General features: G+C 55.8%; 22 protein-coding genes and 1 tRNA gene. 11 read left to right on the top strand and 12 right to left on the bottom strand.

The features are described 5' to 3' along the window. The first annotated feature begins 29 nt into the window (after nt 1-29). Nucleotides 30-149, top strand: a complete 120-nt coding sequence (locus SIC18_RS04360; RefSeq protein WP_006042333.1) for a photosystem II reaction center protein I — start codon at nt 30-32, stop codon at nt 147-149. Between the two features lie 93 nt (nt 150-242). Continuing rightward, on the top strand, nt 243-3,464 hold the full coding sequence (locus SIC18_RS04355) for a DUF3769 domain-containing protein (RefSeq protein ID WP_413430274.1): 3,222 nt from the start codon (nt 243-245) through the stop codon (nt 3,462-3,464). Nucleotides 3,465-3,476: 12 nt separating this feature from the next. Here SIC18_RS04355 and SIC18_RS04350 read toward each other — a convergent pair whose 3' ends face one another. The 7 genes from SIC18_RS04350 to SIC18_RS04320 form a co-directional block, all read right to left on the bottom strand. Beyond that, a complete protein-coding gene (locus tag SIC18_RS04350) occupies nt 3,477-3,950 on the bottom strand; it encodes a pentapeptide repeat-containing protein (RefSeq protein ID WP_413430273.1) in 474 nt (157 codons plus the stop codon). A 36-nt stretch (nt 3,951-3,986) separates the two neighbouring features. After that, entirely contained in the window at nt 3,987-4,622 is a 636-nt protein-coding gene (leuD, locus tag SIC18_RS04345; protein ID WP_048347810.1) for a 3-isopropylmalate dehydratase small subunit, read from the bottom strand. Nucleotides 4,623-4,690: 68 nt separating this feature from the next. After that, nucleotides 4,691-6,097, bottom strand: coding sequence for a 3-isopropylmalate dehydratase large subunit (leuC, locus tag SIC18_RS04340; RefSeq protein ID WP_048347809.1), 1,407 nt, complete (start codon nt 6,095-6,097; stop codon nt 4,691-4,693). Between the two features lie 44 nt (nt 6,098-6,141). Next, complete coding sequence (locus SIC18_RS04335) at nt 6,142-7,464, bottom strand: competence/damage-inducible protein A (RefSeq protein WP_413430272.1); 1,323 nt, start codon at nt 7,462-7,464, stop codon at nt 6,142-6,144. Then, entirely contained in the window at nt 7,457-8,581 is a 1,125-nt protein-coding gene (locus SIC18_RS04330; RefSeq protein ID WP_250395268.1) for an MraY family glycosyltransferase, read from the bottom strand. Before SIC18_RS04330 ends, SIC18_RS04335 begins: the two co-directional genes overlap by 8 nt. An 89-nt stretch (nt 8,582-8,670) precedes the next feature. After that, nucleotides 8,671-9,960: a serine hydroxymethyltransferase gene (glyA, locus tag SIC18_RS04325; RefSeq protein WP_284498567.1), complete on the bottom strand. Its 1,290-nt coding sequence runs from the start codon at nt 9,958-9,960 to the stop codon at nt 8,671-8,673. Nucleotides 9,961-10,054: 94 nt separating this feature from the next. Then, nucleotides 10,055-10,128, bottom strand: a tRNA-Arg gene (locus SIC18_RS04320). 95 nt (nt 10,129-10,223) lie between these two features. On the opposite strand from SIC18_RS04320, the gene SIC18_RS04315 reads away from it, so the two are divergent. The 3 genes from SIC18_RS04315 to SIC18_RS04305 are packed head-to-tail and all read left to right on the top strand — an operon-like array spanning nt 10,224 to nt 11,093. Then, a complete protein-coding gene (locus SIC18_RS04315) occupies nt 10,224-10,478 on the top strand; it encodes a hypothetical protein (protein ID WP_413430271.1) in 255 nt (84 codons plus the stop codon). Nucleotides 10,479-10,513: 35 nt separating this feature from the next. Further along, nucleotides 10,514-10,804 carry a DUF3181 family protein gene (locus SIC18_RS04310; protein ID WP_048347804.1) on the top strand — a complete coding sequence of 97 codons (291 nt, stop codon included), beginning with the start codon at nt 10,514-10,516 and terminating at the stop codon, nt 10,802-10,804. 25 nt (nt 10,805-10,829) lie between these two features. Beyond that, entirely contained in the window at nt 10,830-11,093 is a 264-nt protein-coding gene (locus tag SIC18_RS04305; RefSeq protein WP_048348448.1) for a hypothetical protein, read from the top strand. Here the strand turns inward: SIC18_RS04305 and murJ are convergent. Beyond that, nucleotides 11,080-12,687: a murein biosynthesis integral membrane protein MurJ gene (gene murJ, locus SIC18_RS04300; RefSeq protein WP_413430270.1), complete on the bottom strand. Its 1,608-nt coding sequence runs from the start codon at nt 12,685-12,687 to the stop codon at nt 11,080-11,082. The genes SIC18_RS04305 and murJ overlap by 14 nt on opposite strands. Before the next feature lie 80 nt (nt 12,688-12,767). On the opposite strand from murJ, the gene sfsA reads away from it, so the two are divergent. The 4 genes from sfsA to SIC18_RS04280 all read left to right on the top strand — a co-directional run bounded on the left by sfsA (nt 12,768) and on the right by SIC18_RS04280 (nt 17,136). Further along, complete coding sequence (gene sfsA, locus SIC18_RS04295) at nt 12,768-13,520, top strand: DNA/RNA nuclease SfsA (RefSeq protein ID WP_250395270.1); 753 nt, start codon at nt 12,768-12,770, stop codon at nt 13,518-13,520. Nucleotides 13,521-13,650: 130 nt separating this feature from the next. Beyond that, a complete protein-coding gene (locus SIC18_RS04290; protein WP_011618273.1) occupies nt 13,651-15,123 on the top strand; it encodes an ammonium transporter in 1,473 nt (490 codons plus the stop codon). 129 nt (nt 15,124-15,252) lie between these two features. After that, on the top strand, nt 15,253-16,449 hold the full coding sequence (locus SIC18_RS04285) for a 4-hydroxy-3-methylbut-2-enyl diphosphate reductase (protein WP_413430269.1): 1,197 nt from the start codon (nt 15,253-15,255) through the stop codon (nt 16,447-16,449). 60 nt (nt 16,450-16,509) lie between these two features. After that, a complete protein-coding gene (locus SIC18_RS04280) occupies nt 16,510-17,136 on the top strand; it encodes a DUF1997 domain-containing protein (protein WP_413430268.1) in 627 nt (208 codons plus the stop codon). Nucleotides 17,137-17,142: 6 nt separating this feature from the next. Here SIC18_RS04280 and SIC18_RS04275 read toward each other — a convergent pair whose 3' ends face one another. Beyond that, nucleotides 17,143-17,604 carry a DUF4079 domain-containing protein gene (locus SIC18_RS04275; protein ID WP_048347800.1) on the bottom strand — a complete coding sequence of 154 codons (462 nt, stop codon included), beginning with the start codon at nt 17,602-17,604 and terminating at the stop codon, nt 17,143-17,145. 50 nt (nt 17,605-17,654) lie between these two features. Next, nucleotides 17,655-19,244: a bifunctional phosphoribosylaminoimidazolecarboxamide formyltransferase/IMP cyclohydrolase gene (gene purH, locus SIC18_RS04270; RefSeq protein ID WP_413430267.1), complete on the bottom strand. Its 1,590-nt coding sequence runs from the start codon at nt 19,242-19,244 to the stop codon at nt 17,655-17,657. Between the two features lie 60 nt (nt 19,245-19,304). Between purH and SIC18_RS04265 the strand changes: the two genes are divergently transcribed. Beyond that, nucleotides 19,305-19,928: an alpha/beta hydrolase gene (locus tag SIC18_RS04265; protein WP_413430266.1), complete on the top strand. Its 624-nt coding sequence runs from the start codon at nt 19,305-19,307 to the stop codon at nt 19,926-19,928. Between the two features lie 35 nt (nt 19,929-19,963). Here the strand turns inward: SIC18_RS04265 and SIC18_RS04260 are convergent, their stop codons facing one another. Next, nucleotides 19,964-20,332, bottom strand: coding sequence for a DUF3155 domain-containing protein (locus tag SIC18_RS04260; RefSeq protein WP_048348446.1), 369 nt, complete (start codon nt 20,330-20,332; stop codon nt 19,964-19,966). A 388-nt stretch (nt 20,333-20,720) separates the two neighbouring features. Between SIC18_RS04260 and SIC18_RS04255 the strand changes: the two genes are divergently transcribed. Further along, complete coding sequence (locus SIC18_RS04255; RefSeq protein WP_413430265.1) at nt 20,721-21,869, top strand: ATP-binding protein; 1,149 nt, start codon at nt 20,721-20,723, stop codon at nt 21,867-21,869. Here SIC18_RS04255 and cobS read toward each other — a convergent pair. Further along, complete coding sequence (gene cobS / locus SIC18_RS04250) at nt 21,814-22,578, bottom strand: adenosylcobinamide-GDP ribazoletransferase (protein ID WP_413430264.1); 765 nt, start codon at nt 22,576-22,578, stop codon at nt 21,814-21,816. The two genes, SIC18_RS04255 and cobS, sit on opposite strands and share 56 nt — an antisense overlap.

Raw genomic sequence — 22,578 nt, 5'->3', positions numbered from 1 at the left:
ATCAAATTTTCAGACGCCGGTCGGTTGCCATGCTTGCCCTCAAGATTTCGGTTTATTCCGTCGTCTTTTTCTTTCTCGGCATCTTTGTCTTTGGCTTCCTTGCCAGCGACCCAAGCCGCACACCCAGCCGCAAAGATCTCGAAGATTGAGCCCTCGATAACAGGGTCACGCCAAGCACTGGTTCGACCTCACGTTTAAGAGGCTTCGCACATGGCAGGATCACCGGCCATTGCTGATTTCTTTTGTCGGCGTTTAGCCCCATCACCAGGATCGCAGGATCACTGGCTGTTGCCGCTGCGCTGACAGGGGTTCCTGTCCACTCTCAGAGTGTGGACGCCTCTCTCGAAAGGATCGAGACAGTTGAGGGGCAGCTAGAAAGCACTGATCATTCTTTTTCTGACGCTGGTCCGGTACCGATCGATGTAGAGCCAGTTCTTCCCGGTCCCACGGCAAAACCGCAGGTCACGACAGACACAAGCCAACCCTCAACGTCCAAGCCCCCCGAAGAAATTGATCTCAAGGCTGACCGGCAATCGTTTGATGCGCGCCGAGGAGTTTTTATTGCTGAAGGCAATGTGCGAGCTGAACTGCGTGGAGGGACCCTTCAGGCCGATCGAGTCGAATTTGACAGCAACTTCAACACTCTGTTCGCCCGCGGAAGCGTGCGACTACGGCGAGGGTCGCAGTACTTCCAGGCAAGTACCTTCCGCTACAGCCTGATCCAAAACAGCGGTGAATTAGAAGACGTTTACGGCGTTCTTGAACTCGATGAGCTGTCGGAAGGTTTCGGCCCTTCATCAACCGTTCCCTCCTCGTCCTCCTCAAGCGACCCTGAACAGCTGCTACCTGTGGTGGAAAGCACCGGGTTGGGCTTCCCAACAGCCATCGATTTAGAGATCGGCAGCACAACGCCAGAGCGCATCAGTGCTCAAGGTGCTGTTGCAAACTTTTGGGACGAAGCAATACCGCCTCTCAATACCTGGACGGTGCCCTCTCCAAAGGAGAGCAGTGAAAAGGAGAAGCAATTTGCTGAAGGCATGGCCTGCCCAGCACCACTCCCTCCCATCCCAGATTGGCATCCCCATCCTTGGGCTGTCACCGTCTGGGGCGGCCAGATGATTGATTCCAATTTCGGCGACACCTTTCTCTTCAATGGGCGTCTCAGGGAGGAATATTTATTGGGTGTCAGCATGCAAAAACGAATTTGGCGAGCTGGGCCCGTTTCTCTGGAGTTAGAGGCCGATCTTTTCGGCCATCAGGCATTCGAGCAACAAGGTGGAGAATTCAACCAGAATGAACCAAATGCCGACACTCCCGAACAATTTTTTGGCGAGGCCATTGTCGGATTAGGGGTCAGATTATGGGTACAACCATGGCTGAGTTTTGGTTTCGTAGAAGGAATTAGTTACAACACATCTGTGAGCAATTATGAGCGTACCTTTCGCGAAAATTTTTCCCAATTACTGAATTACTTAGCTTTTGAGCTGGAAGCTTCCGTCTCAGACCAGCTCTCCATGGTCGGAAGGATTCACCATCGATCTGGTGCTTTTGGCACCTACAACGGTGTCAAAGAAGGAAGCAATGCCTATCTCCTTGGGTTGCGCTATCGCTGGGGCCAAGACAAACTTGCAAGCCACCAAGTCACCGACGTTCCGCCGCCCCTTGGCTGCCCTGACCCTGATCGCGCCTCCCGCCCGGCCCAACTCAGCCTGAACGAAGAACTAGAAGAGATCACGCTTGGCACAGGCGGGAAACAGCCAATACTTTCCACTGAACCGCTGGCTCAGACACGCCAGTCAGAGATCTCTCCAGCAGAACAGGAGGCGTTGCGCGAACAAGCGATCGCGATGATCGACCAAAGGATTAGCAGCATTCAGTTCCAGCAAAGACTCACGATTGATCGTCGATTTGGCAATAACAAAGAGCTTGTAGACCTATCGAATAGTGACTTCCGAACACAAACACAATATGGTGCAGTTAGGCCAACTCAACTTCCCAGCTATGGAAAATCTCAGCTGATTGATGGCAAAATCAGTCGCTGGCGGATCCAAGCCGCCAAAGTCTCGATCACTCCGGAAGGATGGACTGCTGATCGAATGGGTTTCACCAATGATCCGTTCACACCAGCTCAAACAAGAATTGACTCTGAGGATGTAATCGCTAGAGAGCAACCCAATGGTGACATTCTGATCAAGAGTGCCAGCAATCGCCTGATCGTGGAGGAAAGGCTCCCCATTCCCGTCAGCCGAACCCAGCGCATCACACAAGAAGAAGAGGTCGAAAATCGTTGGGTGTTTGGCATCGACAACGATGACCGTGATGGTTTCTTTGTTGGTCGCGATCTCAAGCCAATCGAGCTGAACGAAACAACAAAGCTAAGCCTGCAGCCTCAACTTCTTCTTCAACGGGCAATTGATGGGTCAACAAACAGCTATGTCAAACCTGGCAGTTCAATCGATAGCGGCACAGTCAGCCAACCATTAGAGGTTGGTGATATTTTCGGCTTAGAAGCAGAGCTAACCAGTCGAATCTGGGGGTGGGAGATTGAAACCAATGCAGACATAAGTACTTTCAACCCTGAAAACTTTATGAACGGAAGCCGTTTTTGGGCCGAAGCAAATAAAAATATTACTCTTCCCTTGCTTGGCGCAGTAAAGCTCCGAGGCTTTTCGGCTTATCGCTTCCGGGCCTTCAACGGATCACTCGGGGAAACCGATGTTTACTCTGCTTTCGGTGGTTTCTTGGAAAAACGAGGAGCCTTCCAAGTTGGAAAACTTGCCAACAACTATATCTGGCGTATTGGAGCAGGAAATTACCAAGCGGAACAATTCAAAAGTGAAAATTTAACTGATCTATGGAGAGCTAATTTCTATGGATCATTAAACAGTAGCTATCCAATATGGCGAGGCAAACCCGCTGCATTAACGCCTTTAGCGGCATATCGTTACTCCCCGGTCGCCATTGTTCCAGGCCTGGATTTCAGAACCAATATCAGAACACAGCTAGCAGCCTTCGGAGACGGTACCAGGCAAAACACAATTAGTCTCAGTGGCGGACCTACTATCACCTTAGGAACATTCAGCAAACCCTTCCTTGATTACACACAGTTCTCGATTACTGGTGGTGGCACCCTCAAGCAAGGCTCAAGTCCTTTTGATTTCGATCAAGCCATTGACCTTGGCACTTTGGGCTTAGGCCTTACACAACAGATCGCCGGACCAATGATTCTCAATGTTGGGATCGGCTTGAATGTTGACCCTGCCTCTGAGTTCTACGGTGACGTCATCGACTCAAACATTGAATTGCGCTGGCAGCGTCGTTCTTACGACTTCGGCTTCTACTTCAATCCTTACGAAGGAATCGGAGGATTTCGATTCCGTCTCAATGACTTTAATTTCACAGGAACCGGAATTCCGTTTGTCCCTTACAACCCATCCAATGATTTAGATAATCGCCTGTTCTAATCAAGCCCTTGATTAATCAGGTCCACCGCCATAAATCAAATGGCTTCCTGTGAGGTCCGAACCTGCAAACTGCATTCCCTCCGTTTGCACTCCAGGCGCATAGGCATTGATCACAACCGAATCTCGTAAGTCGGCATGGCGGAGATCAGTGCCTGAGAGATCAGCATTGCTCAACATCGCTCCCTGTAAGCGAGCACCATCAAGCCTGGCACCGCTCAAATCGGCACCTTCAAGATTGACCCCATTGAGCTGTGCCCCGCGCAAATCAGCATCACGCAAATCAGCCCCGATCAGATGGCGTCCGCGTAGATCCACATCACGTAAATCACATCCCTGACAAGCGCCACTCTCAAGCAAGCGTTCCAGCGGTGTACCAAAAGGCTCAACTGCAATCGCTGTCACTGAGCCTGCCTCAACCGCTGAAGGGCCAAGCATCAGGGCCATCGAGCCAAAAGCAATCCAGATGCGCTTGAGAAGGAATGTCATCACGCCGATGCCGCTTCTTCCTTCATAGACACTAAATCAAGTGTCTGCCGTATCCGTGCAAAACCCGTTCAAGTAAGGAAGACGATCGAGCGTGCTCTGCAGCTCAGCATCCCGAGCCAAAAGCTGCCCAGTTGCATCCCAACGGCCGGAAAGGAGCATGTCGAGGGGGCCTGGATCCACGTCTATCGACCAATGCCCTAGAGCACTGCTGCAACTCGAAGTCTCCAGATCGACGGTCCAGGTTGCAGCAGGGTCTTGGGCCATTGCATCTTGCAAAGCTCGCACCTCGTCCTGACTGGCCTTTGCACAAGGGATTCCTAATGCCAAACAATTGCCGTAAAAAATTTCCGCAAAACTCACCCCAATCAGGGCCCGGATCCCCCACCTCATCAAGGCTTGAGGGGCATGTTCACGACTCGATCCACAACCGAAGTTGTCATTGACCACCAAAATCGAGGCCCCCTGATGCGCAGGAAGGTCAAAGGGATGGCGTCCTTCGAGCTCCTTTCGATCGTCAGCGAAGGCCTGAGCTCCGAGTGCTTCAAAACTCACGCATTTCAGAAATCGAGCCGGAATAATCCGATCGGTATCGATGTCATCACCCCGCAAAACAAGGGCGCGGCCTTCAATCTTGGTAATCAGGCCTTGAGGAAAATCGTGGGTCTGCGTCATGAAGGATCAAGAGGAATAAAACAACAACCAAAAGCACTCAAAAGGGCGCGGAACGAGGCAGCCAAAGATCAGGTCTCGAGCGAGCGAACATCGCTGACATGACCGGTCACCGCAGCGGCGGCAACCATGGCAGGGCTCATCAGCAACGTGCGACCGCTGGCAGATCCCTGGCGCCCCTTGAAGTTCCGGTTGCTGGAGCTCGCACTGATCTGCCTCCCCTCAAGACGATCAGGATTCATCGCGAGACACATCGAGCAGCCAGGCTCACGCCACTCAAAGCCCGCATCGCGAAACACTTGATCCAGGCCTTCAGCCTCTGCAGCACGAGCCACCTGCTCGGAGCCCGGTACCACAAAGGCCTTGATCCCATCAGCCACCTGCCTCCCCCTTGCTATGTCGGCTGCCGCCTTGAGATCACTGAGGCGACCATTGGTGCAACTGCCGATAAAGCAAACATCCACCGGCACGCCGGCAATGGCCTGGCCAGGTGTTAAATCCATGTAGCGGTAGGCCTCTTCCGCGATCGGTCGATCAGCAAGATCCAGTTGCTCAGGCGTTGGGACCTGCTCATCCACGCCGATCCCCTGACCTGGAGTAATCCCCCAGGTCACAGTTGGGGCAATCGTTGCGGCATCAAATCGCAGCTCGTCATCAAAGACGGCATCGGCATTCGATGCCAGGGAACGCCACCAACGCGTCGCCCGGTTCCAGGCTTCACCACGCGGTGCGGAAGGACGGCCCTCCAAGTAGTCAAAGGTCGTCTGATCGGGATTGACGTAGCCGCAGCGGGCTCCACCCTCAATTGCCATGTTGCAGAGGGTCATCCGCTCTTCCATCGACAGCGCATCGATCGCCGGTCCAGCGAACTCGTAGGCATGGCCAACTCCAGCCTTGACCCCAAGCGAACGAATCACATGCAGGATCAAATCTTTGGCAAACACCCCGGGGCTCAGCTGATTGTCAAACCAAAGCCGACGAACCTTGAGTTTGTTCATCGCCAAGCTTTGGCTAGCCAGCACATCTCGAACCTGAGACGTGCCAATGCCAAAGGCGATTGCCCCAAAGGCTCCGTGGGTTGACGTGTGCGAATCCCCGCAGGCCACCGTCATACCGGGCTGCGTCAATCCAAGCTCCGGCGCAATCACATGCACGATTCCTTGACGGCCACTGCCAATCCCATTGAGCACGATTCCATGCTTGCTGCAATTGCGCTCCAGGGTGCTGAGCATCTCCTCCGCCAACGGATCAGCAAAGGGCCTGGCCTGATTGGTGGTGGGAACGATGTGGTCTACGGTCGCCACCGTTCGCTCCGGACAACGCACCCTCAACCCCTTGTCTTCAAGGGCAACAAAAGCCTGAGGGCTCGTGACTTCGTGGATCAGATGTAACCCAATCAACAGTTGGGTGGAGCCACCAGAGAGTTCCGCAACGCGATGAAGATCCCAAACTTTGTCGTACAGGGTTCCGCTGCTCATTCCCACTCGACAATTCACTCAAAAACCCTAAAGGCAAACGGCGTTCAATCCAATCCACTCAATCTCGCCTTTGAGCCTTCTTTCTCCTCACCCTCCGAAGCGTCAGCCAGCAAACGCAAGCGAAGACAATTCAAAACCTCTCCCGCGCTCACAGTACGAATCCACTCCCGACCCCGAGTGGACCCCAAGCGCAACATCTCACTGCTGCATCCATCCGGCCCAGCAACACCAACAAACACCAACCCCACGGGCTTATCCAGAGTCCCGCCATCAGGGCCAGCGATTCCCGTAATCGAAAGCGCCCAATCCGATCCGGTAAGACGACGCACACCCAGCGCCATCGCCTCGGCCACTGGCGCACTCACGGCACCGTGCTGCTCGAGCAGCGGTTCAGGCACGGATAACAGATCACACTTGACGGCATTGGCATAGGAGATCACCCCGCCAAGCATCACGGAAGACGCTCCAGGCACCGCTGTGAGCTGAGCGCCTAACCCCCCACCCGTGCAGGATTCCGCCACAGACAGAGTTTGACCAGCTTGCCCAAGTCGCTTCAACACAACAGAGGCGAGCGAATCTTGATCCACGCCAAAGCAAAGGTTGCCCGTGCGCTGGCGCAACGCCTGCTCGGTTTGATCCACCAGCACCCAAGCCTTCGAAGGCTCATCTGCACAGGCCGTAATCCTGAGCTTCACCTCGCCGCGGCCGGCATAGGGCGCAACGGTGGGGTTGTCCCCTTCCAGCAGATCAGCCACCTGTTCGGCCAACGTGGATTCGCCGATTCCCCAGAAATGCAGCAAACGACTCACAAACACACCTTGGGAAAGCCCAGACGAGCGAAACCAGGGCGCGGCCGTGGCCTTCCACATCGCTTTCATCTCACTGGGTACTCCAGGAAACGTGAGCAAGGTGAATCCAGGTACCGGGGTCCAAATCATGCCGGGAGCTGTTCCCGTTGGATTCCATAAAACCTCAGCGCCAACAGGCAAGAGCGCCTGACGACGGGTTTCAGGGCCAGGGGTGCGACCGCGGCTACGGGCTTTCTCTTCAATGTCAGACCAAACGTCGGCTCGCTCTTTCAAAGGAACAGAAAACGCAGCTGCAATCGCCTCCGTGGTGAGATCATCGGGGGTTGGTCCAAGCCCACCGGTCACGATCAACACGCTGGAGCGTTGCGCAATCTCCTGAATCAGGGCAATTAAACGATCGCGGTTGTCGCCCACAACGGTTTGGCGAAAATGAGGGAGGCCAAGAGAGGCAAGCTCCTCGGACAGCCAACGGGCATTGCCGTTGAGGATGTTGCCAAGCAGGAGCTCCGTCCCAACACAGAGAATCTCAACACCAGAGCGCTCCAAGCGATCAGCCATGGCGGTCAGGGGCTGACGGGTCGAGATGTGAAGGTTCAATCGCCGCTTCGAGATGACGCTGTCGATTGATGGTCACCACCGTGGCAACAAGGATCGCCGTCGCAAGCCCAAGCCAAAGAAAACGCATTTCCACGTTGGCCACCACCATGGCCAACGACGCCAACCACTGCGTGAAAACGTAGATCAAAACGACCGTGCGTCGATGGCTAAAGCCAGCACGAAGAAGGCGGTGATGGAGATGGCGACGATCTGGATAAAAAGGAGAGTGACCATCGCTGAGACGCCCCATGATCACAGCCGACATATCGGCCAAGGGCAGCGAAAGAATCAACAACGGCAGCAACAGGCTCACCGTTGTCAACCCTTTCGCCGGGCCCACAATGCTGACGGCGGCCAGGGTGAACCCTAAGAAATACGATCCGCCATCACCCATAAAAATGCGCGCTGGATTGAAGTTGTGGCGGAGGAAGCCAAGACAACTTCCAGCTAACGCTGCAGCAAGAAAAGCCGCCGCCGGCTGATGGAGCGAAAAACTGACCGACACCAAGCCAATCGCTGCGATCCCAGCAACACCTGCGGCCAAACCATCAAGACCGTCGAGCCAGTTGATCGCATTGGTGATCCCCACCAGCCAAATCACCGTGGCGACCAAGCTGAGAAAATCAGGAAGCAGCAAGGCTTCAGAGCTGCTTGCTAACCAGGGCAGATCAATCGCTCCAATCCGAACACCCTGAGACCAAACCACCACCGAAACAGCGATCTGACCCGCCAAGCGCGGCCAAGGTGACAGGGCGAACAGATCGTCAGCAAGACCGATAAAGAAAAAGCAGAGAGACCCCGCAAGCGTGGTCCAGATCAGCTGATCACGGGCCGGAGCCAACAGGCCAAACCCACCCATCCACCACGTCACCCCAAGGGACAAACAAAAACCCAGCACGAGGGCGATGCCCCCCAATCGCACCATGGGGGTGGTGTGCTGTTTACGCGAATCGGGCTGATCCGTGAGACCTAATCTCAAACCCAGCCCGCGGACTAGGGGGACGAGCAGCGTTGTAATGACAGCAGCGGCCACCAGACTCGCCGAAGCGACTGCGAGAGGAGTACTCGCGAACGTCACAAAAAACTCCGGCGAAAGGTCACCAAACAGGATCTTTTAGAAGCGAATCTTAGGCAGAAAAAAGCTGAAGGACACGCCGCTTAAGACCCTCAAGCGAGAGCCGGTTCCAAAGCCGGGGCATAGAGCGGAAACCGCTTGCAAAGATCACTAACTCGCTCCAAACAACGCGCCTGAATGGCGTCATCTTCAGGGTTCTGAAGGCGATCAGCGATCACATCAGCAACCTCTTGAAAGGCCTGCTCGTCGAAGCCACGGGTGGTGAGAGCAGCCGTTCCCAAACGCAAACCACTCGTCACGAAAGGGGACTCCGGATCAAAGGGAACCGTGTTCTTGTTGGCTGTGATGTGCACATCACTCACCAACAGATCAGCCACCTTGCCGGTCATCCCGATGCTGCGCAAATCCAAAAGCACCACATGGTTATCGGTCCCACCACTCACCACATCAATCTTTCGCTCCTGAAGACGGGCCGCAAGGGCCTGAGCATTGGCAACAACCTGACGGCTATAGGCCTTGAAATCAGGCTGCAACGCTTCGCCGAACGCCACAGCTTTGGCTGCAATCACGTGTTCAAGCGGTCCACCTTGCGACCCTGGGAAGACCGCCTTGTCAAATCGACGCGCGAACTCTGCATCGCGACACAGGATCAAGCCACCACGGGGGCCGCGCAGGGTTTTGTGCGTGGTGGTGGTCACAACATCACAGTGAGGGACTGGACTTGCATGCACTCCAGCCGCCACGAGGCCGGCGATATGGGCCATGTCTGCCAACAGGTAGGCACCCACTTCATCCGCAATGGAACGGAACGCGGCGAAGTCAATCGAGCGCGGGTAAGCCGAGTATCCACAAATCATCAGCTTGGGCTTGTGCTCAAGAGCCAACTTGCGGATGGCCTCCATGTCGAGGCGCTGAGTCTCTTTGTCAACGCCGTACTGAACCACGTTGAACCACTTGCCACTGACATTCACCGGTGAGCCATGGGTGAGATGCCCCCCATGGCTGAGGTCCATCCCAAGAATCGTGTCACCGGGCTGAAGCAAGGCAAGAAACACAGCGAAGTTCGCCTGAGCGCCGCTATGGGGCTGAACATTCGCCCAAGCCGCATCAAAGAGCTCCTTGGCCCGCGTGATTGCCAATTCTTCGATCGCATCCACGTGCTCACAGCCGCCGTAATAACGCTTATGGGGCAACCCCTCGGCGTATTTATTGGTGAGAACCGATCCCTGAGCCTCCATCACCGCCTTGGAGGTGAAGTTCTCCGATGCAATCAACTCAAGATGCGTCTCCTGACGCATCTGCTCTTGGTCGATCAAACCAGCAATGGCAGGGTCTGCAGCCTTCAACGATGCATTAATGGGGGCTGCGGAGCGATCTGTCATGCGTTTCAAATTTCAATGCACGAATCGTAGGGAAGAGGTCCCTTCAACATACGAATCTTCAAAAAAAAACTGCCTTGTTGGCAGTTTTCAAAAGCGCGCCTGGAGAGATTCGAACTCCCGACCCTCTGATCCGTAGTCAGATGCTCTAATCCGCTGAGCTACAAGCGCTTGGAAGCCACCATCTGACCGTATCGAGGCACCCTTCGTCAACCAGTGGCCATCACAACACGTCAAAATCAAGGAAGTCACGAGGGTCATCTCCCATGCCGCTCCGCTGGTACGGACCCGCCGATCCGAACAATGCCACCTATCGGCATTTCAACAGGGTGGTTAATTTCTGCCTCCACGCCGGTGGATTTGCCGCTGTCAATAGCGGCCTCTGGTTTGTGCAAGAGATGCGTCACCCCTGGAGCCACCTCGACCTGTGGAGTGAAGCTTGGTTGGGGGTGTTATTTGTTCACCTGCTGGTCGTGATCCGACTCCGCCCTGGCAAAGACGCAGACAAAGACGAGAGCTGAGTCAGCATGCAATCAGCCGTTCCGACTCCACAACGATGACTCTGGACTCAGCTGATCTACGCGCCCTCACCTCAACACTGGCGGACCGTCTTTACATCCAAGTGGCTGGATGGCACTTGTATTTAGGAGATGCCGGCTTAGCCGAAACCCTTGCGATTGAATGCAGCGCTCTACTCGACCAAGGCGCTGTTGTGGCTGCACGACAAGCGCTGGAGGCCGTTCAAGTGCCGATTGGGGGAGGAACTGCGCGATTACCAATGGCACGTCTGTTGCCGTCCTCTCAACTTTCGGACCTCGAGGAGATTCTCGAAGGACACTGCCGATAAGGTTGAAACGTTGTTGGACTCTGCCGTGCTGATCATCGAGGTCACCAACGCCCGCGATGTGGTCCGGCAACGGATCGGCCGCCTTGGCGAACGCTTGATCGGGAAGGTTGTCGATCCCGAAGCCCAAGTTGAGAAAGCTCTCATCCAGGAAATGGAAACCGCCTTTCGCGACTTTGGAATCGAAGCGCGCATTCTTTCGGTGCAAGGCCCCCAGCTCGTTGGTCGACAACAGCTCGAGTTACCGATCCAGGTGCGGGAAGACCGAGAGGTCCGTCTCAACGACGAGTGAAGCGTCGCGTCAGGCCTTGGCTGATCTCGCGAACCTCTTGAACGTTGAACGCTTGACCCAACGCCATAAACACCAGAACCCCCAGAGATCCCGAAAGGCCGACCTGCAGGAGGCGGCCCACAAGATCAACAGGCCAACGCACCCCTTGGCTCAAGCCCCAGGCAACGATCCCAGCGCCTATGGCTGCAACCGTTAAGCGCAAACCATCCATGCCCCAGCGTCTCAACGGCAACACTTTGAGGCGATGCTGCAGGGCCAACAAGAGGGCGACGCAGGTCAGCACGTTGATCACAACGGTGGCCAGCACCAACCCCGCTGCACCGAAATTGAAGGGAAGCTGAGGGCCCCAAGGCGTTGGGCCACCCACCAGCGCCCAGTCGAACACCACATTGAGCCCAATGCCGATGACCGAAAGGCGAAAGGGTGTGGTGCCGTCGCCCAAGGCGTAAAACACGCGCACCAACACGTCTCGCCCGAGATAGGCCGGCATGCCAAGTCCATAGGCCATTAGCAAGCCCGTCACGAGCTCCACCGCACCTTGGTTGAACGCACCGCGTTCGTAAACCAAAGCCACAATTGGTGAGGCGAGAGCCAGAAACAAGGCCCCAAGGGGAAGCATCGACGCCGTTGACAACATCAAACCCTGACGGATTCGAGCAATCAGCTCCGGGCGATCTTGCGCAGCCGTGAGACGGGAAAAGGTTGGCAGCAGCGGCACCAACAAAGCATTGGAAATCAACCCCAGCGGCGTTTGAACCAACAAATTGGCGTAACCAAGCCCAGCCGCTGCTCCCAGCAAGCCCGAAGCAAAAAACAAATCGGTAAACACATTGATCTGCAACATTCCCGACGACAGGGTGGCTGGGCCCATCACCTGCCAAACCTCTTGAACCCCGGGATGGCGCCAATCCCAGGCGAGACGCAACTGAACCAGTCCCTGCTTCATCAGGGCAGGCAGCTGCAGAAGCCATTGCAGAAAGGCACCGACCAGGGTGGATAACGCCAACACCACCCCTCCCCAGAGCGCGAGAGCGGGAGTTGAGATTGCGGATCCCGCCTGCCACCAGAGCAAACCGATCCCCACGATGAGGGCGAGGCTGGACATCAACGGCGAAATCGCCGGGATCCAGAACTCATCAGCAGCATTGAGCGATCCAAAGCCAAGGCCGATCAGACCAGCCAAGAGCGCCATGGGAGCCATCACTTGGAGTTGCACCGCGGCGATGCGATGCAACTCCGGATTAAGGCCAGGGCCGACGAGCGTGATCAATGGATCAGCTGCCAACACGAGAACGACCGTTAACACCAGCAGCAGAGCGCTAACCATCGTGTTCAACGTGGCCAAAATGTGCGCTCCCTCCTCTCTGGGACGGCGGCTGAGCACGCTCACCATGGCGCTATGAAATGGCCCGTTGATCCCTCCCAACAGGATCAAGAGGAATCCAGGAAGGACGTAGGCGTAGTTGTAAGCGTCGTAAGCAGCACCCACCCCGAAGGCTGCCGCAATCACCAACTGACGCACTAAACCGCCAACCTTGCTCAGCAACGTGCCGTAGGTCACGACCAAAGCAATGCGCTTGAGAGATCTCGCCATTCGTTGTCTCTTCACAGCCCTTCTGAGCGAGCATTCTCAACCCTGCGCCAGGCCACCATGGGCCGATTCAGCCAGCAACCATGACCGGTACGTCGATCCTTGAATTTCCAGCCCTCAGCGAAGGTGTGCTCCTAAAGCGCTACAAACGCTTTCTGGCTGATGTGGAGCTCAACGATGGACAAGTCGTCACGGTCCACTGTGCCAACACGGGGCCTATGAAAGGCGTGCTCCATCCCGGTGGGAGAGTCCGGGTGCGCCATGCCCCTTCCCCGAAGCGCAAGTTGGCCTGGACTTGGGAGCAAGCTGAGATCCCAAGCAGTGACGGAACGCTCTGCTGGGCTGGCATTAATACGGCTTTGCCGAACAAACTGATTCGGGCCCTGATTGAAGCCGGTGGACTCAAAGACCAGCTCGGCCCGATCAAGACCATCCGCGCCGAAGTGCCCTATGGCCTCAATCGCAGAAGTCGCATTGACTTATTGCTTACCCCAGACGACAGCGCCGACGATCAACGCCCCATCTACGTTGAAGTGAAAAACACCACCTGGTGTCAGGGCGAGGTTGCGCTCTTCCCAGACACCGTCACGGAACGCGGCCAAAAACACCTGGAGGAACTGACGGCGCTCCTTCCTGATGCACGAGGTGTCCTGGTTCCCTGCCTGAGCCGGCCGGATGTCATCGCCTTCGCGCCGGGCGACAGCGCAGATCCCCGCTACGGGGATCTGTTCAGACAGGCCCTGGCAGCAGGGGTTGAGGTGCTGCCTTGCTGCTTCAGTTTTTATGAGGACCAGATCAAATGGGAAGGAGTCAGGACCGTTTGTCCTCGCCTGTAAAAAGGCTCAAATCATTGGGAAACGCACATTCGGTAGCAACAACGACTTAAAAAGTGTGCGCAGGCGAGCAGTTTTGGGAAGCGGAATAGGACTTCAGCGTCCTGCCTCTCTTGCAGTCCTGCTTTCTTCTATGACAACTGCTTACGAGTCGCCCAACACGCGACGGAAATCTCGCCTCCAGGAGGCAAGTCTTTTGGAGGGCCCGATGCTCCTCCTTCAAAGCATTCGCGGTTTTAAAACCAATCGCTCACTCTTGTGGCTTGGCTGCGTGCCACTGGCCCTTTTCGGTCTTGGGCTTTTCAACCTCTCGGCTCACGCCGCAGAGATGCCGGAACTCAATGCAGCATTTTTAGCCAACAATCTTTGGCTGCTGGTTGCGACGATCCTGGTGATTTTCATGAACGCCGGTTTCGCCATGGTCGAAGCCGGAATGTGCCGCCAAAAAAATGCGGTCAATATTCTCGCTAAAAATCTGTTCGTCTTTGCACTTGCCGTAACCGCCTACTGGTTCGTTGGCTATTCGTTGATGTATGGCAATGCCATTGCCGCTGGCTGGCTCTATTTCAACGGGTTGTTTTTTGATCCAGCTGTTACGCCCGAACTAATTTCAGAAGCTGGCCTTGTTCCAAGTGTTGACTTCTTGTTTCAGGCTGCTTTCGCTGGAACAGCAGCAACCATCGTTTCAGGCCTCGTCGCTGAGCGCGTGAAATTTGGCGAATTCGTGGTGTTTTCGCTCATTCTCACTGCATTCATCTATCCCATTGCAGGTAGTTGGGAATGGAATGGAGGCTGGCTGAACTCCGTTGGTGACAAAGAATTTATCGATTTTGCTGGTTCATCCATTGTTCACTCCGTTGGAGCCTGGGCTGGACTGATTGGAGCCATGCTTCTTGGCCCTCGTATCGGCAAATTCATTGATGGCAAGCCTCAGGCGATCCCTGGCCACAACATGGCCATTGCCACTCTTGGTGCACTGATTCTTTGGATTGGCTGGTATGGATTCAACCCTGGTTCCCAGCTCGCCATGGATCAGTGGGTCCCTTACGTTGCTGTAACAACAACCTTGGCGGCGGCTGGTGGAGCGATCGGTGCCACCGTGATCTCAACCCTGACCTCCGGCAAACCTGACCTGACAATGATCATCAACGGCATCCTTGCCGGCCTGGTGAGCATCACGGCAGGTTGCGGCAACCTCACTTTTGTTGGCTCCTGGGTTGCTGGTCTGATCGGCGGAATCATCGTTGTCTTTGCCGTATCAGCGCTTGACGCATCAGGCATCGACGATCCGGTTGGAGCCTTCTCAGTCCATGGCGTGTGTGGCGTCTGGGGAACTTTGGTGGTTGGTCTTTGGGGCTTTGATATCCAGGGTGATGGCTCTCCCCTCGGCTTGCTCGTCGGAGGTGGCATCAGCCAGCTCGGCATCCAAGCTCTCGGTTGTGCGGCCTATGCCATTTGGACGATCGTGACCTGCTGGATTGCTTGGTCCGTGATCGGTGGCTTGTTCGGAGGCATCCGAGTCACCGAGAAGGAAGAAGTGGAAGGCCTTGATATTGGTGAGCACGGAATGGAGGCCTATCCAGATTTCGTGTCATCAGGCCGATAACCCCTTCCATTCGCAGCATTTGATCTGCTCTTCACCCTGACCCATCCTGGGCCAGGGTTTTTTATTGGCATCCACGATCAGTCGCTAGTGCCAGACAGCCCATAGAGTCGAACCATTGCCGTTACAGATATGGATACTCACGCCTTCAAACGCTCCCTTCATCACTCCGATCGCTACAACCGGCGAGGCTTCGGTCGAGCTGACGAGGTGGCTGGCAGTCTGGAACAGGCGTACCAAAGCAGCCTGATTGGTTCCATCCGAGACAACGGGTACAGCCTGACCCATGGCCGACTCAAGGTGCGCCTCGCCGAAGCGTTTGGATTTTGCTGGGGAGTGGAAAGGGCTGTCGCCATGGCTTACGAGACGCGACGTCACTACCCGCAAGAACGCATCTGGATCACCAACGAAATCATCCATAACCCCTCAGTGAATGACCACCTAAGAGAAATGGACGTGTTGTTCATCTCCGTGGAGGGTGGAGTGAAGGACTTTTCGGGCGTGGCAACGGGCGATGTGGTGATCCTTCCCGCTTTTGGCGCCACCGTTCAAGAGATGCAACTGCTCAATGAGCGTGGCTGTCACATTGTTGACACCACCTGTCCATGGGTTTCAAAGGTGTGGACGACGGTTGAGAAGCACAAGAAGCAATCCTTCACGTCGATCATTCACGGCAAGGTGAAACATGAAGAGACGCTTGCAACCAGCTCCTTTGCCGGAACGTATCTCGTCGTTCTCGATCTTGAGGAAGCCCGGCTTGTCGCTGATTACATTCTCGGCAAAGGCAATCGTGAATCATTTATGGAACGGTTCTCCAAGGCCTGTTCTCCAGGATTTGACCCCGATCGCGATCTCAAACATTTGGGTGTGGCCAACCAAACCACCATGCTCAAAAGTGAAACTGAAGAAATTGGACGCTTATTTGAGCGAACCATGCTCAGCAAATACGGGCCTACGCAGCTGAATGAGCATTTTTTAGCGTTCAATACCATCTGCGACGCCACCCAGGAGCGGCAGGACGCCATGTTCTCGCTCGTTGACGAAACAGTGGATCTGATGGTGGTCATTGGGGGCTACAACTCCTCCAACACCACCCATCTGCAAGAAATTGCCGTCAGCCGTGGCATTCGTTCCTTCCACATCGACACTCCAGAACGCATCCACACCGACAACTCGATCGAGCACAAGCCCCTTGGCGAAGAGCTCACAGTCGAAGAGTTATTCCTGCCCAGTGGGCCCGTAACCGTAGGGATCACCTCGGGGGCCTCCACCCCAGATCGAGTTGTGGAGCATGTCATCCAGAGACTGATCACCCTGAGCGAAAACTGATCACCAGCTCCCTTTACATTGGTTCATGATGGCGACTTCTCCAACCGGGGACCTGCACACGTGCTGCTCTTGACGAGACCCTCAACCGACACATTGCGCGGTAGCGATAGCCGTCAAGTTCGCTGCTATCGCAGTCAATTTCGCGATCGCATGGAGATGCGTGCCGACTTTCAAACCGTTGGCACCTACCTCGATCGTCACGAAGGCTGGTTTCGACGTTGTGCTGCACCCATGGAGGTCACGGTCATTGACGAGCAGGCCTATGCCCTCACTCTCGGGCGATTTGGCAATTTCGGGTTTGAGTTGGAACCAACGATCGGATTGCGCCTCTTACCGCAGAAGGCTGGCAATTACGCGATCTGTACGGTGCCTCTCAGACATCAAGATCCAGCCTTAGCCGATCTCTATGACGTTGACTTCCAGGCCAACCTCAGTCTTGAAGACAACAGCTCAAGCGACTCACCTGAAGAACTCACCGCTGTGAGCTGGGACCTGGACCTTTCGGTTTGGATTCACCTTCCCAAGATGATCACGCTGCTTCCTGATGGGCTGGTTCAGTCCAGCGGTGATCACCTCTTGCGCCAAATTGTGCGACAAATTTCAAGGCGACTCACCTGGAAAGTCCAAGAAGATTTCCATGCCAGTCACGGGCTGACCTGCCCGCCGAGAAGGCGGGCTGCCTTCTGATCAAGATCAGCGGTTCTCCCAGATTTTGTTCACGATCTGCATTCCGCTCACCGCCTGCCAAAGGAACAAGGTGAGCATGCCCATGTTGAGCCCGACGTGAACTTTGCGCGCAATCACATTGCCCTGCTGCATGAACGGAGCCAAGGCTGCCGCTAGAGCAATCATTCCGGTCATTGCTAAGCCCACGAGCAGATGCGGACCCACGAACAACTTGCCGTTGTTGAGGTAAGTCACGGCCATACCTCCGATCATTCCGGTCACCATCACCGCGAGGATCAGGCTTCCCCAGCGGTAATGACGCTGAGCAAACTTGCCCGGCAACAGGGCCTTGCGCTGCTCTGGGGTCCCTGTCCGAACCTTCTTGGCTTTGATGCCAAGAAACATCGAATAACCACCTGCGGCCAAAAGCCCCCACATCATCAGGGGGTGCATAAAGCTGGCGGCAAAAGGCAGAGCTGGCAGGTTCATGGGTCAGTTCGTTGGGTGGACAGTCAAAACGAGATTAGGTGCCCGTGTTCTTAGTGAAGAAAGTGACGGCGTCCGGTCAACACCATCGCCAAACCAAGTTCATCGCAAACTTTGATCGAGTCAGCATCCCGAAGGCTGCCGCCTGGATGGATAACGGCCTTAATGCCATGGCTTGCGGCAAGGCGAACGGTGTCATCGAACGGGAAGAAGCCATCACTGGCGAGCACTGCCCCCACGGCTTGTTCACCAGCAGCCTCTAAGGCAAGTCGAGCAGAGCCAACTCGATTCATTTGACCTGCGCCAACACCCAGGCTCTGCCCATCGCGTGCGACCAAAATCGCATTCGAGCGCACGTGACGCACAAGCTGCCAAGCAAATCTGAGATCGGCGTGTTCAGACGCAGTGGGTTGGCGCTGGCTCGCCACCGTCCACGTGGAGGGATCGATCGGTTGATCGTCGAGATCCTGCACCAACACACCACCAAGAATGCTGCGGACATGGTCTTTCGGTGCCGCATCAATGGCCTCAGGCGCCAACTCGATCAGGCGGAGATTGCCTTTAGCCGCCAAAATTTCACGCGCTTCTGGGCTGTACCCAGGCGCCACCACACACTCCAAAAACAGGCTTGTGAGCTCCTTGGCCGCTAGGCCATCAACCACAGAGTTCATGGCAACAATGCCACCGAAGGCGCTGATTCGATCACCATCAAGAGCTCGAGTGAGGGCGATGGCTACGCCATCACCCACCGCCACTCCACAGGGATTGGTGTGCTTGACCACCACAGCCGCCGCTTGTTCAGCGGGATGGAGACCAGATGATCCATAACCAAACTCACGAACGGTGGCCAGGGCCGCTTCCAAATCGAGCAGATTATTGGTACTGAGCTCCTTCCCTTGGAGCTGCTTGCCCCCCCCCCATCCCATGGGGCTACTAAACCAAGCCGCTTTCTGGTGCGGATTCTCCCCGTAACGCAACGTCTGCCGAAGCGGAAGAGCTTCCAACCAAGGCAAAGCTTCTGCTGGAGCCGCGGCCTCAACATCAGGTTGCAACTCAGGACGAGATTGCATCCAGCGACTTATGGCAACGTCATACGCAGCCGTATGGGCAAAAGCCTCCAAGGCCAACTGCCTGCGCACATTGGCGTCCACACCTCCAGCCGATCCAGACAGCGCTTCCAAAAACCTGTCGTACTGCTCAGGACTGGTGAGCACCGCAACATGGGCATGATTTTTTGCCGCAGAGCGAACCATGGTGGGTCCGCCGATATCGATGTTCTCAATGGCCGTATCCCAACTCACATCGGGGTCTGCGACGGTTTCCCTGAACGGATAGAGATTCACAACCACCACATCGATGGGGTCGATCTTCTGTTCGAGGAGATCCGCCTCGTGGGCCGAATCTCCGCGTCGCGCCAAAATTCCACCATGAATTCGAGGGTGGAGGGTCTTCACGCGACCGCCAAGAATCTCTGGCGCACCGGTGTGGTCTGCCACTCGTGTGACGGGCAATCCAGCCTCTTCAAGCACTTTGGCGGTTCCACCACTGGATAGCAGCTGATAGCCATGGAGCCGATGGAGAGCCTCAGCAAGGGACACCACCCCCCGCTTATCAGACACGCTCAGCAAGGCAGTTGGAGCCATGGCAGCAGGACGAAAGACAGGGCTTGAGCCAACCTACGCAGCAACCGCGCACTTGATGCCATGGCCGCCGATCTGCTCTGCCAACCCTCACGCAAAGCTCGGGCACGGCTGGTGCTTCTTCACGGCTGGGGAGCCGATGCCGGCGACCTGATGCCGCTGGGACAAGCGCTTTCCGATGCGATCGCGACACCACTTGAGCTGGTTGCCCTGCAAGCCCCCCAACGCCAAACTCAAGGATCAGGACGCCAGTGGTATGGCCTGTTTCCAGCCGACTGGGCCGCTGTTCCAGCAGCTGTTAAAGGATTAAAAGAACGCATCAAAAGCCTGAGCTCAGAGGAGATCCCACTGGAAGCAACGGTGCTCTTGGGCTTTTCTCAAGGAGGAGCCATGACCATGGCTGCCGGCTGTGACTTGCCTCTCGCAGGATTAATCGCATGCAGTGCCTATCCCCATCCCAACTGGCAAGCTCCTGTCATTCGCCCCCCTGTACTTCTTCTGCATGGGCAGAAAGACGACGTTGTGCCGCATTCAGCGGCCTTGGCGCTTAAAAACGAGTTAGTGCAGAGCAATCAAGCGTGTGACCTCTTCAGTTTCGACAATGGACATGCCATCCCCGTTGAGGCGCAGGCTGAAATAAAAAAAGCCCTCAAGCGCTGGCTGGATCAACCAGCCCAGAGCGCTTAAGGGTTTTCCAATCCAGAGCTGGAAGGAGAGGGAAATCAAACGAAGGCGTATTCGTACTCTTCCATTTCCTCCCAATCGTCAGAGGCCAGGTCTAGGCCTTCAAAAATCACCTCTTCACCAACGTTGTCAACGATGGAGCGGAGGGAAGGGAATAGAAAATGATTTTCCTCGGCGTACTGGGCACTAAAGAGTCCCTTTTCACCCCAGAAGAAGCGATCTGTGGTGTGTTCGTTGCGGCGAACGTTGACCAAGGCCGGGGGCATGAGGACGCCTTCGGCTATGTAGCGACGAGCCGCTGTTACAGGCTTGTGTTCACCCGTTTCGAGATGGTGAGTCGGCACATGCGCCAGCACACGCTGACCAGCGAGGCGACGACGACTAATCCTCTTACGTTTTTTGGACATTGGGCAAAATCCCTGTTGAGGGAGTGAGAGGGGGCTGTCAAGAAAGATCGGCACCGTTTTGCAACGGCAAACGATCAAGTGAGACGCTCAAAGGAGCATCGTGACGTCAGCGAACGGTGGATCGATTGTGCAGCCAGAGCTGCACAATCGATGGACAAACACCATCGCTTTCAACGGCATAGAGCCGATGACAACAGGAGACACATCAACCTCTGCTGTAACCTTGGTAGCAACGAAAGTGCAACCCGAGCAGAATCGACAGGAAACCGGCACCGCAACGAAGAGCGCCGTTGATCGATCGCAAGATCTTAAGACTTTTTCCTGAATTGGCAAGAAAGTCGGTTTTTGGGTTGCCACCCCGGCTGTATCCAGGCTCACAATTTCACGAATGCAGCTGTCCAACCGGTTCCTAACCCTGGTCAAGCAACAGCTGAAGAGTTTTTCAGGGGATGTGGCTCTAGACAAATTGGTTGTCTACATCGCACAAAGCAGTGAGGGAGAGGCGCCCAGCTTCACGATGCTGGATCAGTGGCCTCCAGATAGTGGGCGACTCCCAGAGATTGCAGACGACCCCAGCCTGCGCATTCCAGCGCCAGAGCGACACTGGTTTCCCCTTCGTCATGACGATCTCTTACTAGGGGTTCTGAGGGCAGAACAGCACCTGGAGGAGGAATGGTCCGACCAACTGGATCGCCGTCTGCAAGCCAGCGCCTCAGCCTTGGCTTACAGCCTTGGCCTTGAACTCGAACGCAGTCGCCTATTGGAAGAACTCCATCAGCAACGCCAACAGATGAATCTTGTGGTGCATCAGTTGCGCAATCCACTGGCAGCCTTGCGCACCTATGCCCAGCTTCTGCTCCGTCGCTTGGGGCCCGAGCACCTCCAACGCCCACTTGTGACCGGACTCCTTCAAGAGCAGGCCCAGCTCGACCGCTACATCACATCCCTGGACCTCATTGGTCAAGAGAACCTGCCGCATCGCCCCGAGGCGCCCGCCCCACTGCTGCTTCCACAGGTGCAATCAAAAGGCCCAGGGCTCACGATTGAACACATCCTCCAACCTTTGATTGAGCGGGCTGCCGCAACCGCAGCACTCCAGAACCGAGCTTGGCAAACACCAGCGCATTGGCCTGCCTGGACTCAAGAGATTCGGCCCGATGACGATGCCGTTATTTCAGAGATCGTGGCCAATCTGCTGGAAAATGCCTTCCGCTACAGCCCTACAGGCTGTCCACTGGGTCTCAGCCTGTTCGACCACAGCATCTTGATCTGGGACGGTGGGCCTCCAATCCCAGAGCAAGAACAAGAGCTCATCTTCCACAAAGGCAAGCGGGGAAGCAGCAGCAAAGATCAATCAGGATCAGGGCTCGGGCTGGCACTCGCTCGCCTTCTCGCCGAAGAACGGGGAGGGGGATTGGTGTTGCACACCCATCCGAACCAGCTCGACCCGAGCCTCCCAAGCCGCGGCAACGCCTTTCTCCTCAGCCTCCCCCCGCCCCCAGCGAAGGCGCCAACAGGGCGATTAAAAGCAAACTAGACGTCTCACTGAGCATCACAACAGCTCCATAGCCGTCTCCCGTCATTCCTCCCAGGCGTCGGCCGAGCCACTCAGCCGCAACCAGTGCACTCAGCAAACAAAGAGGAACCGTCAGCAGCGGAAGCCACTGAAGCAATGGGCTCACCACCAGCAACAAAATCAGGGTGGGAACAGCGTCTCCAAGGCCCTTGTGGTGACGGCGATGAAAACCAGCCGTTCCATTCACCCGCAAATAAGCGAAACGCGCCATCGCCCAAAGAGGCGACACCCTGGACAAAGCGCTCGTGACCAACAAAGCGATCGGCGCCAGGGAGTCCAAACGCACCAAAGCGGCGAACTGCAACAACAGCACCACCACTGACAGCTGGACACCACTCGCACCCACACGGCTGTCCTCCATGGCCTCCAGGCAACGCTCAGGGCCTGCGGCAAGACCATCAGCCGTGTCGATCAGTCCATCGAAATGGAGCCCACCAGTGAGGTACAACCCCAAGGCCAAAACAGCTGGAACCAGTGCGACAGGAGGCCATCCCAAACCGGACAAAAGCCACCACAATCCCGCCTGCAGGCCTCCTATGACCAGGCCGATCCAAGGAGCAAAGCGGGCGATGCGTTCGAAGCGAGGCTGAGGCCAGGGCCAGGCAGGCAGCACCGAATAAAAAATCCAGGCACCCACTAAATCGCGTAGCCAGGAGGGGGCTGAAGCCAT

The organism is Synechococcus sp. Cu2B8-bc1011 (assembly GCF_047302735.1).
In the GTDB taxonomy this organism is placed as follows: domain Bacteria; phylum Cyanobacteriota; class Cyanobacteriia; order PCC-6307; family Cyanobiaceae; genus Synechococcus_C.
The sequence above is the reverse complement of the archived record's forward strand: the minus strand, read 5'-3'. Positions and strand labels throughout refer to the sequence as shown.

Coding starts and splice junctions, on each gene's coding strand:
- murJ (WP_413430270.1), bottom strand. CDS start 12,687: ATGGCGAGATCTCTCAAGCGCATTGCTTTGGTCGTGACCTACGGCACG.
- sfsA (WP_250395270.1), top strand. CDS start 12,768: ATGACCGGTACGTCGATCCTTGAATTTCCAGCCCTCAGCGAAGGTGTG.
- leuC (WP_048347809.1), bottom strand. CDS start 6,097: ATGAGCAGCGGAACCCTGTACGACAAAGTTTGGGATCTTCATCGCGTT.
- SIC18_RS04285 (WP_413430269.1), top strand. CDS start 15,253: ATGGATACTCACGCCTTCAAACGCTCCCTTCATCACTCCGATCGCTAC.
- SIC18_RS04255 (WP_413430265.1), top strand. CDS start 20,721: ATGCAGCTGTCCAACCGGTTCCTAACCCTGGTCAAGCAACAGCTGAAG.
- SIC18_RS04360 (WP_006042333.1), top strand. CDS start 30: ATGCTTGCCCTCAAGATTTCGGTTTATTCCGTCGTCTTTTTCTTTCTC.
- SIC18_RS04260 (WP_048348446.1), bottom strand. CDS start 20,332: ATGTCCAAAAAACGTAAGAGGATTAGTCGTCGTCGCCTCGCTGGTCAG.
- SIC18_RS04265 (WP_413430266.1), top strand. CDS start 19,305: ATGGCCGCCGATCTGCTCTGCCAACCCTCACGCAAAGCTCGGGCACGG.
- SIC18_RS04310 (WP_048347804.1), top strand. CDS start 10,514: ATGACTCTGGACTCAGCTGATCTACGCGCCCTCACCTCAACACTGGCG.
- SIC18_RS04275 (WP_048347800.1), bottom strand. CDS start 17,604: ATGAACCTGCCAGCTCTGCCTTTTGCCGCCAGCTTTATGCACCCCCTG.
- SIC18_RS04315 (WP_413430271.1), top strand. CDS start 10,224: ATGCCGCTCCGCTGGTACGGACCCGCCGATCCGAACAATGCCACCTAT.
- SIC18_RS04335 (WP_413430272.1), bottom strand. CDS start 7,464: ATGGCTGATCGCTTGGAGCGCTCTGGTGTTGAGATTCTCTGTGTTGGG.
- SIC18_RS04290 (WP_011618273.1), top strand. CDS start 13,651: ATGACAACTGCTTACGAGTCGCCCAACACGCGACGGAAATCTCGCCTC.
- leuD (WP_048347810.1), bottom strand. CDS start 4,622: ATGACGCAGACCCACGATTTTCCTCAAGGCCTGATTACCAAGATTGAA.
- purH (WP_413430267.1), bottom strand. CDS start 19,244: ATGGCTCCAACTGCCTTGCTGAGCGTGTCTGATAAGCGGGGGGTGGTG.
- SIC18_RS04350 (WP_413430273.1), bottom strand. CDS start 3,950: ATGACATTCCTTCTCAAGCGCATCTGGATTGCTTTTGGCTCGATGGCC.
- cobS (WP_413430264.1), bottom strand. CDS start 22,578: ATGGCTTCAGCCCCCTCCTGGCTACGCGATTTAGTGGGTGCCTGGATT.
- glyA (WP_284498567.1), bottom strand. CDS start 9,960: ATGACAGATCGCTCCGCAGCCCCCATTAATGCATCGTTGAAGGCTGCA.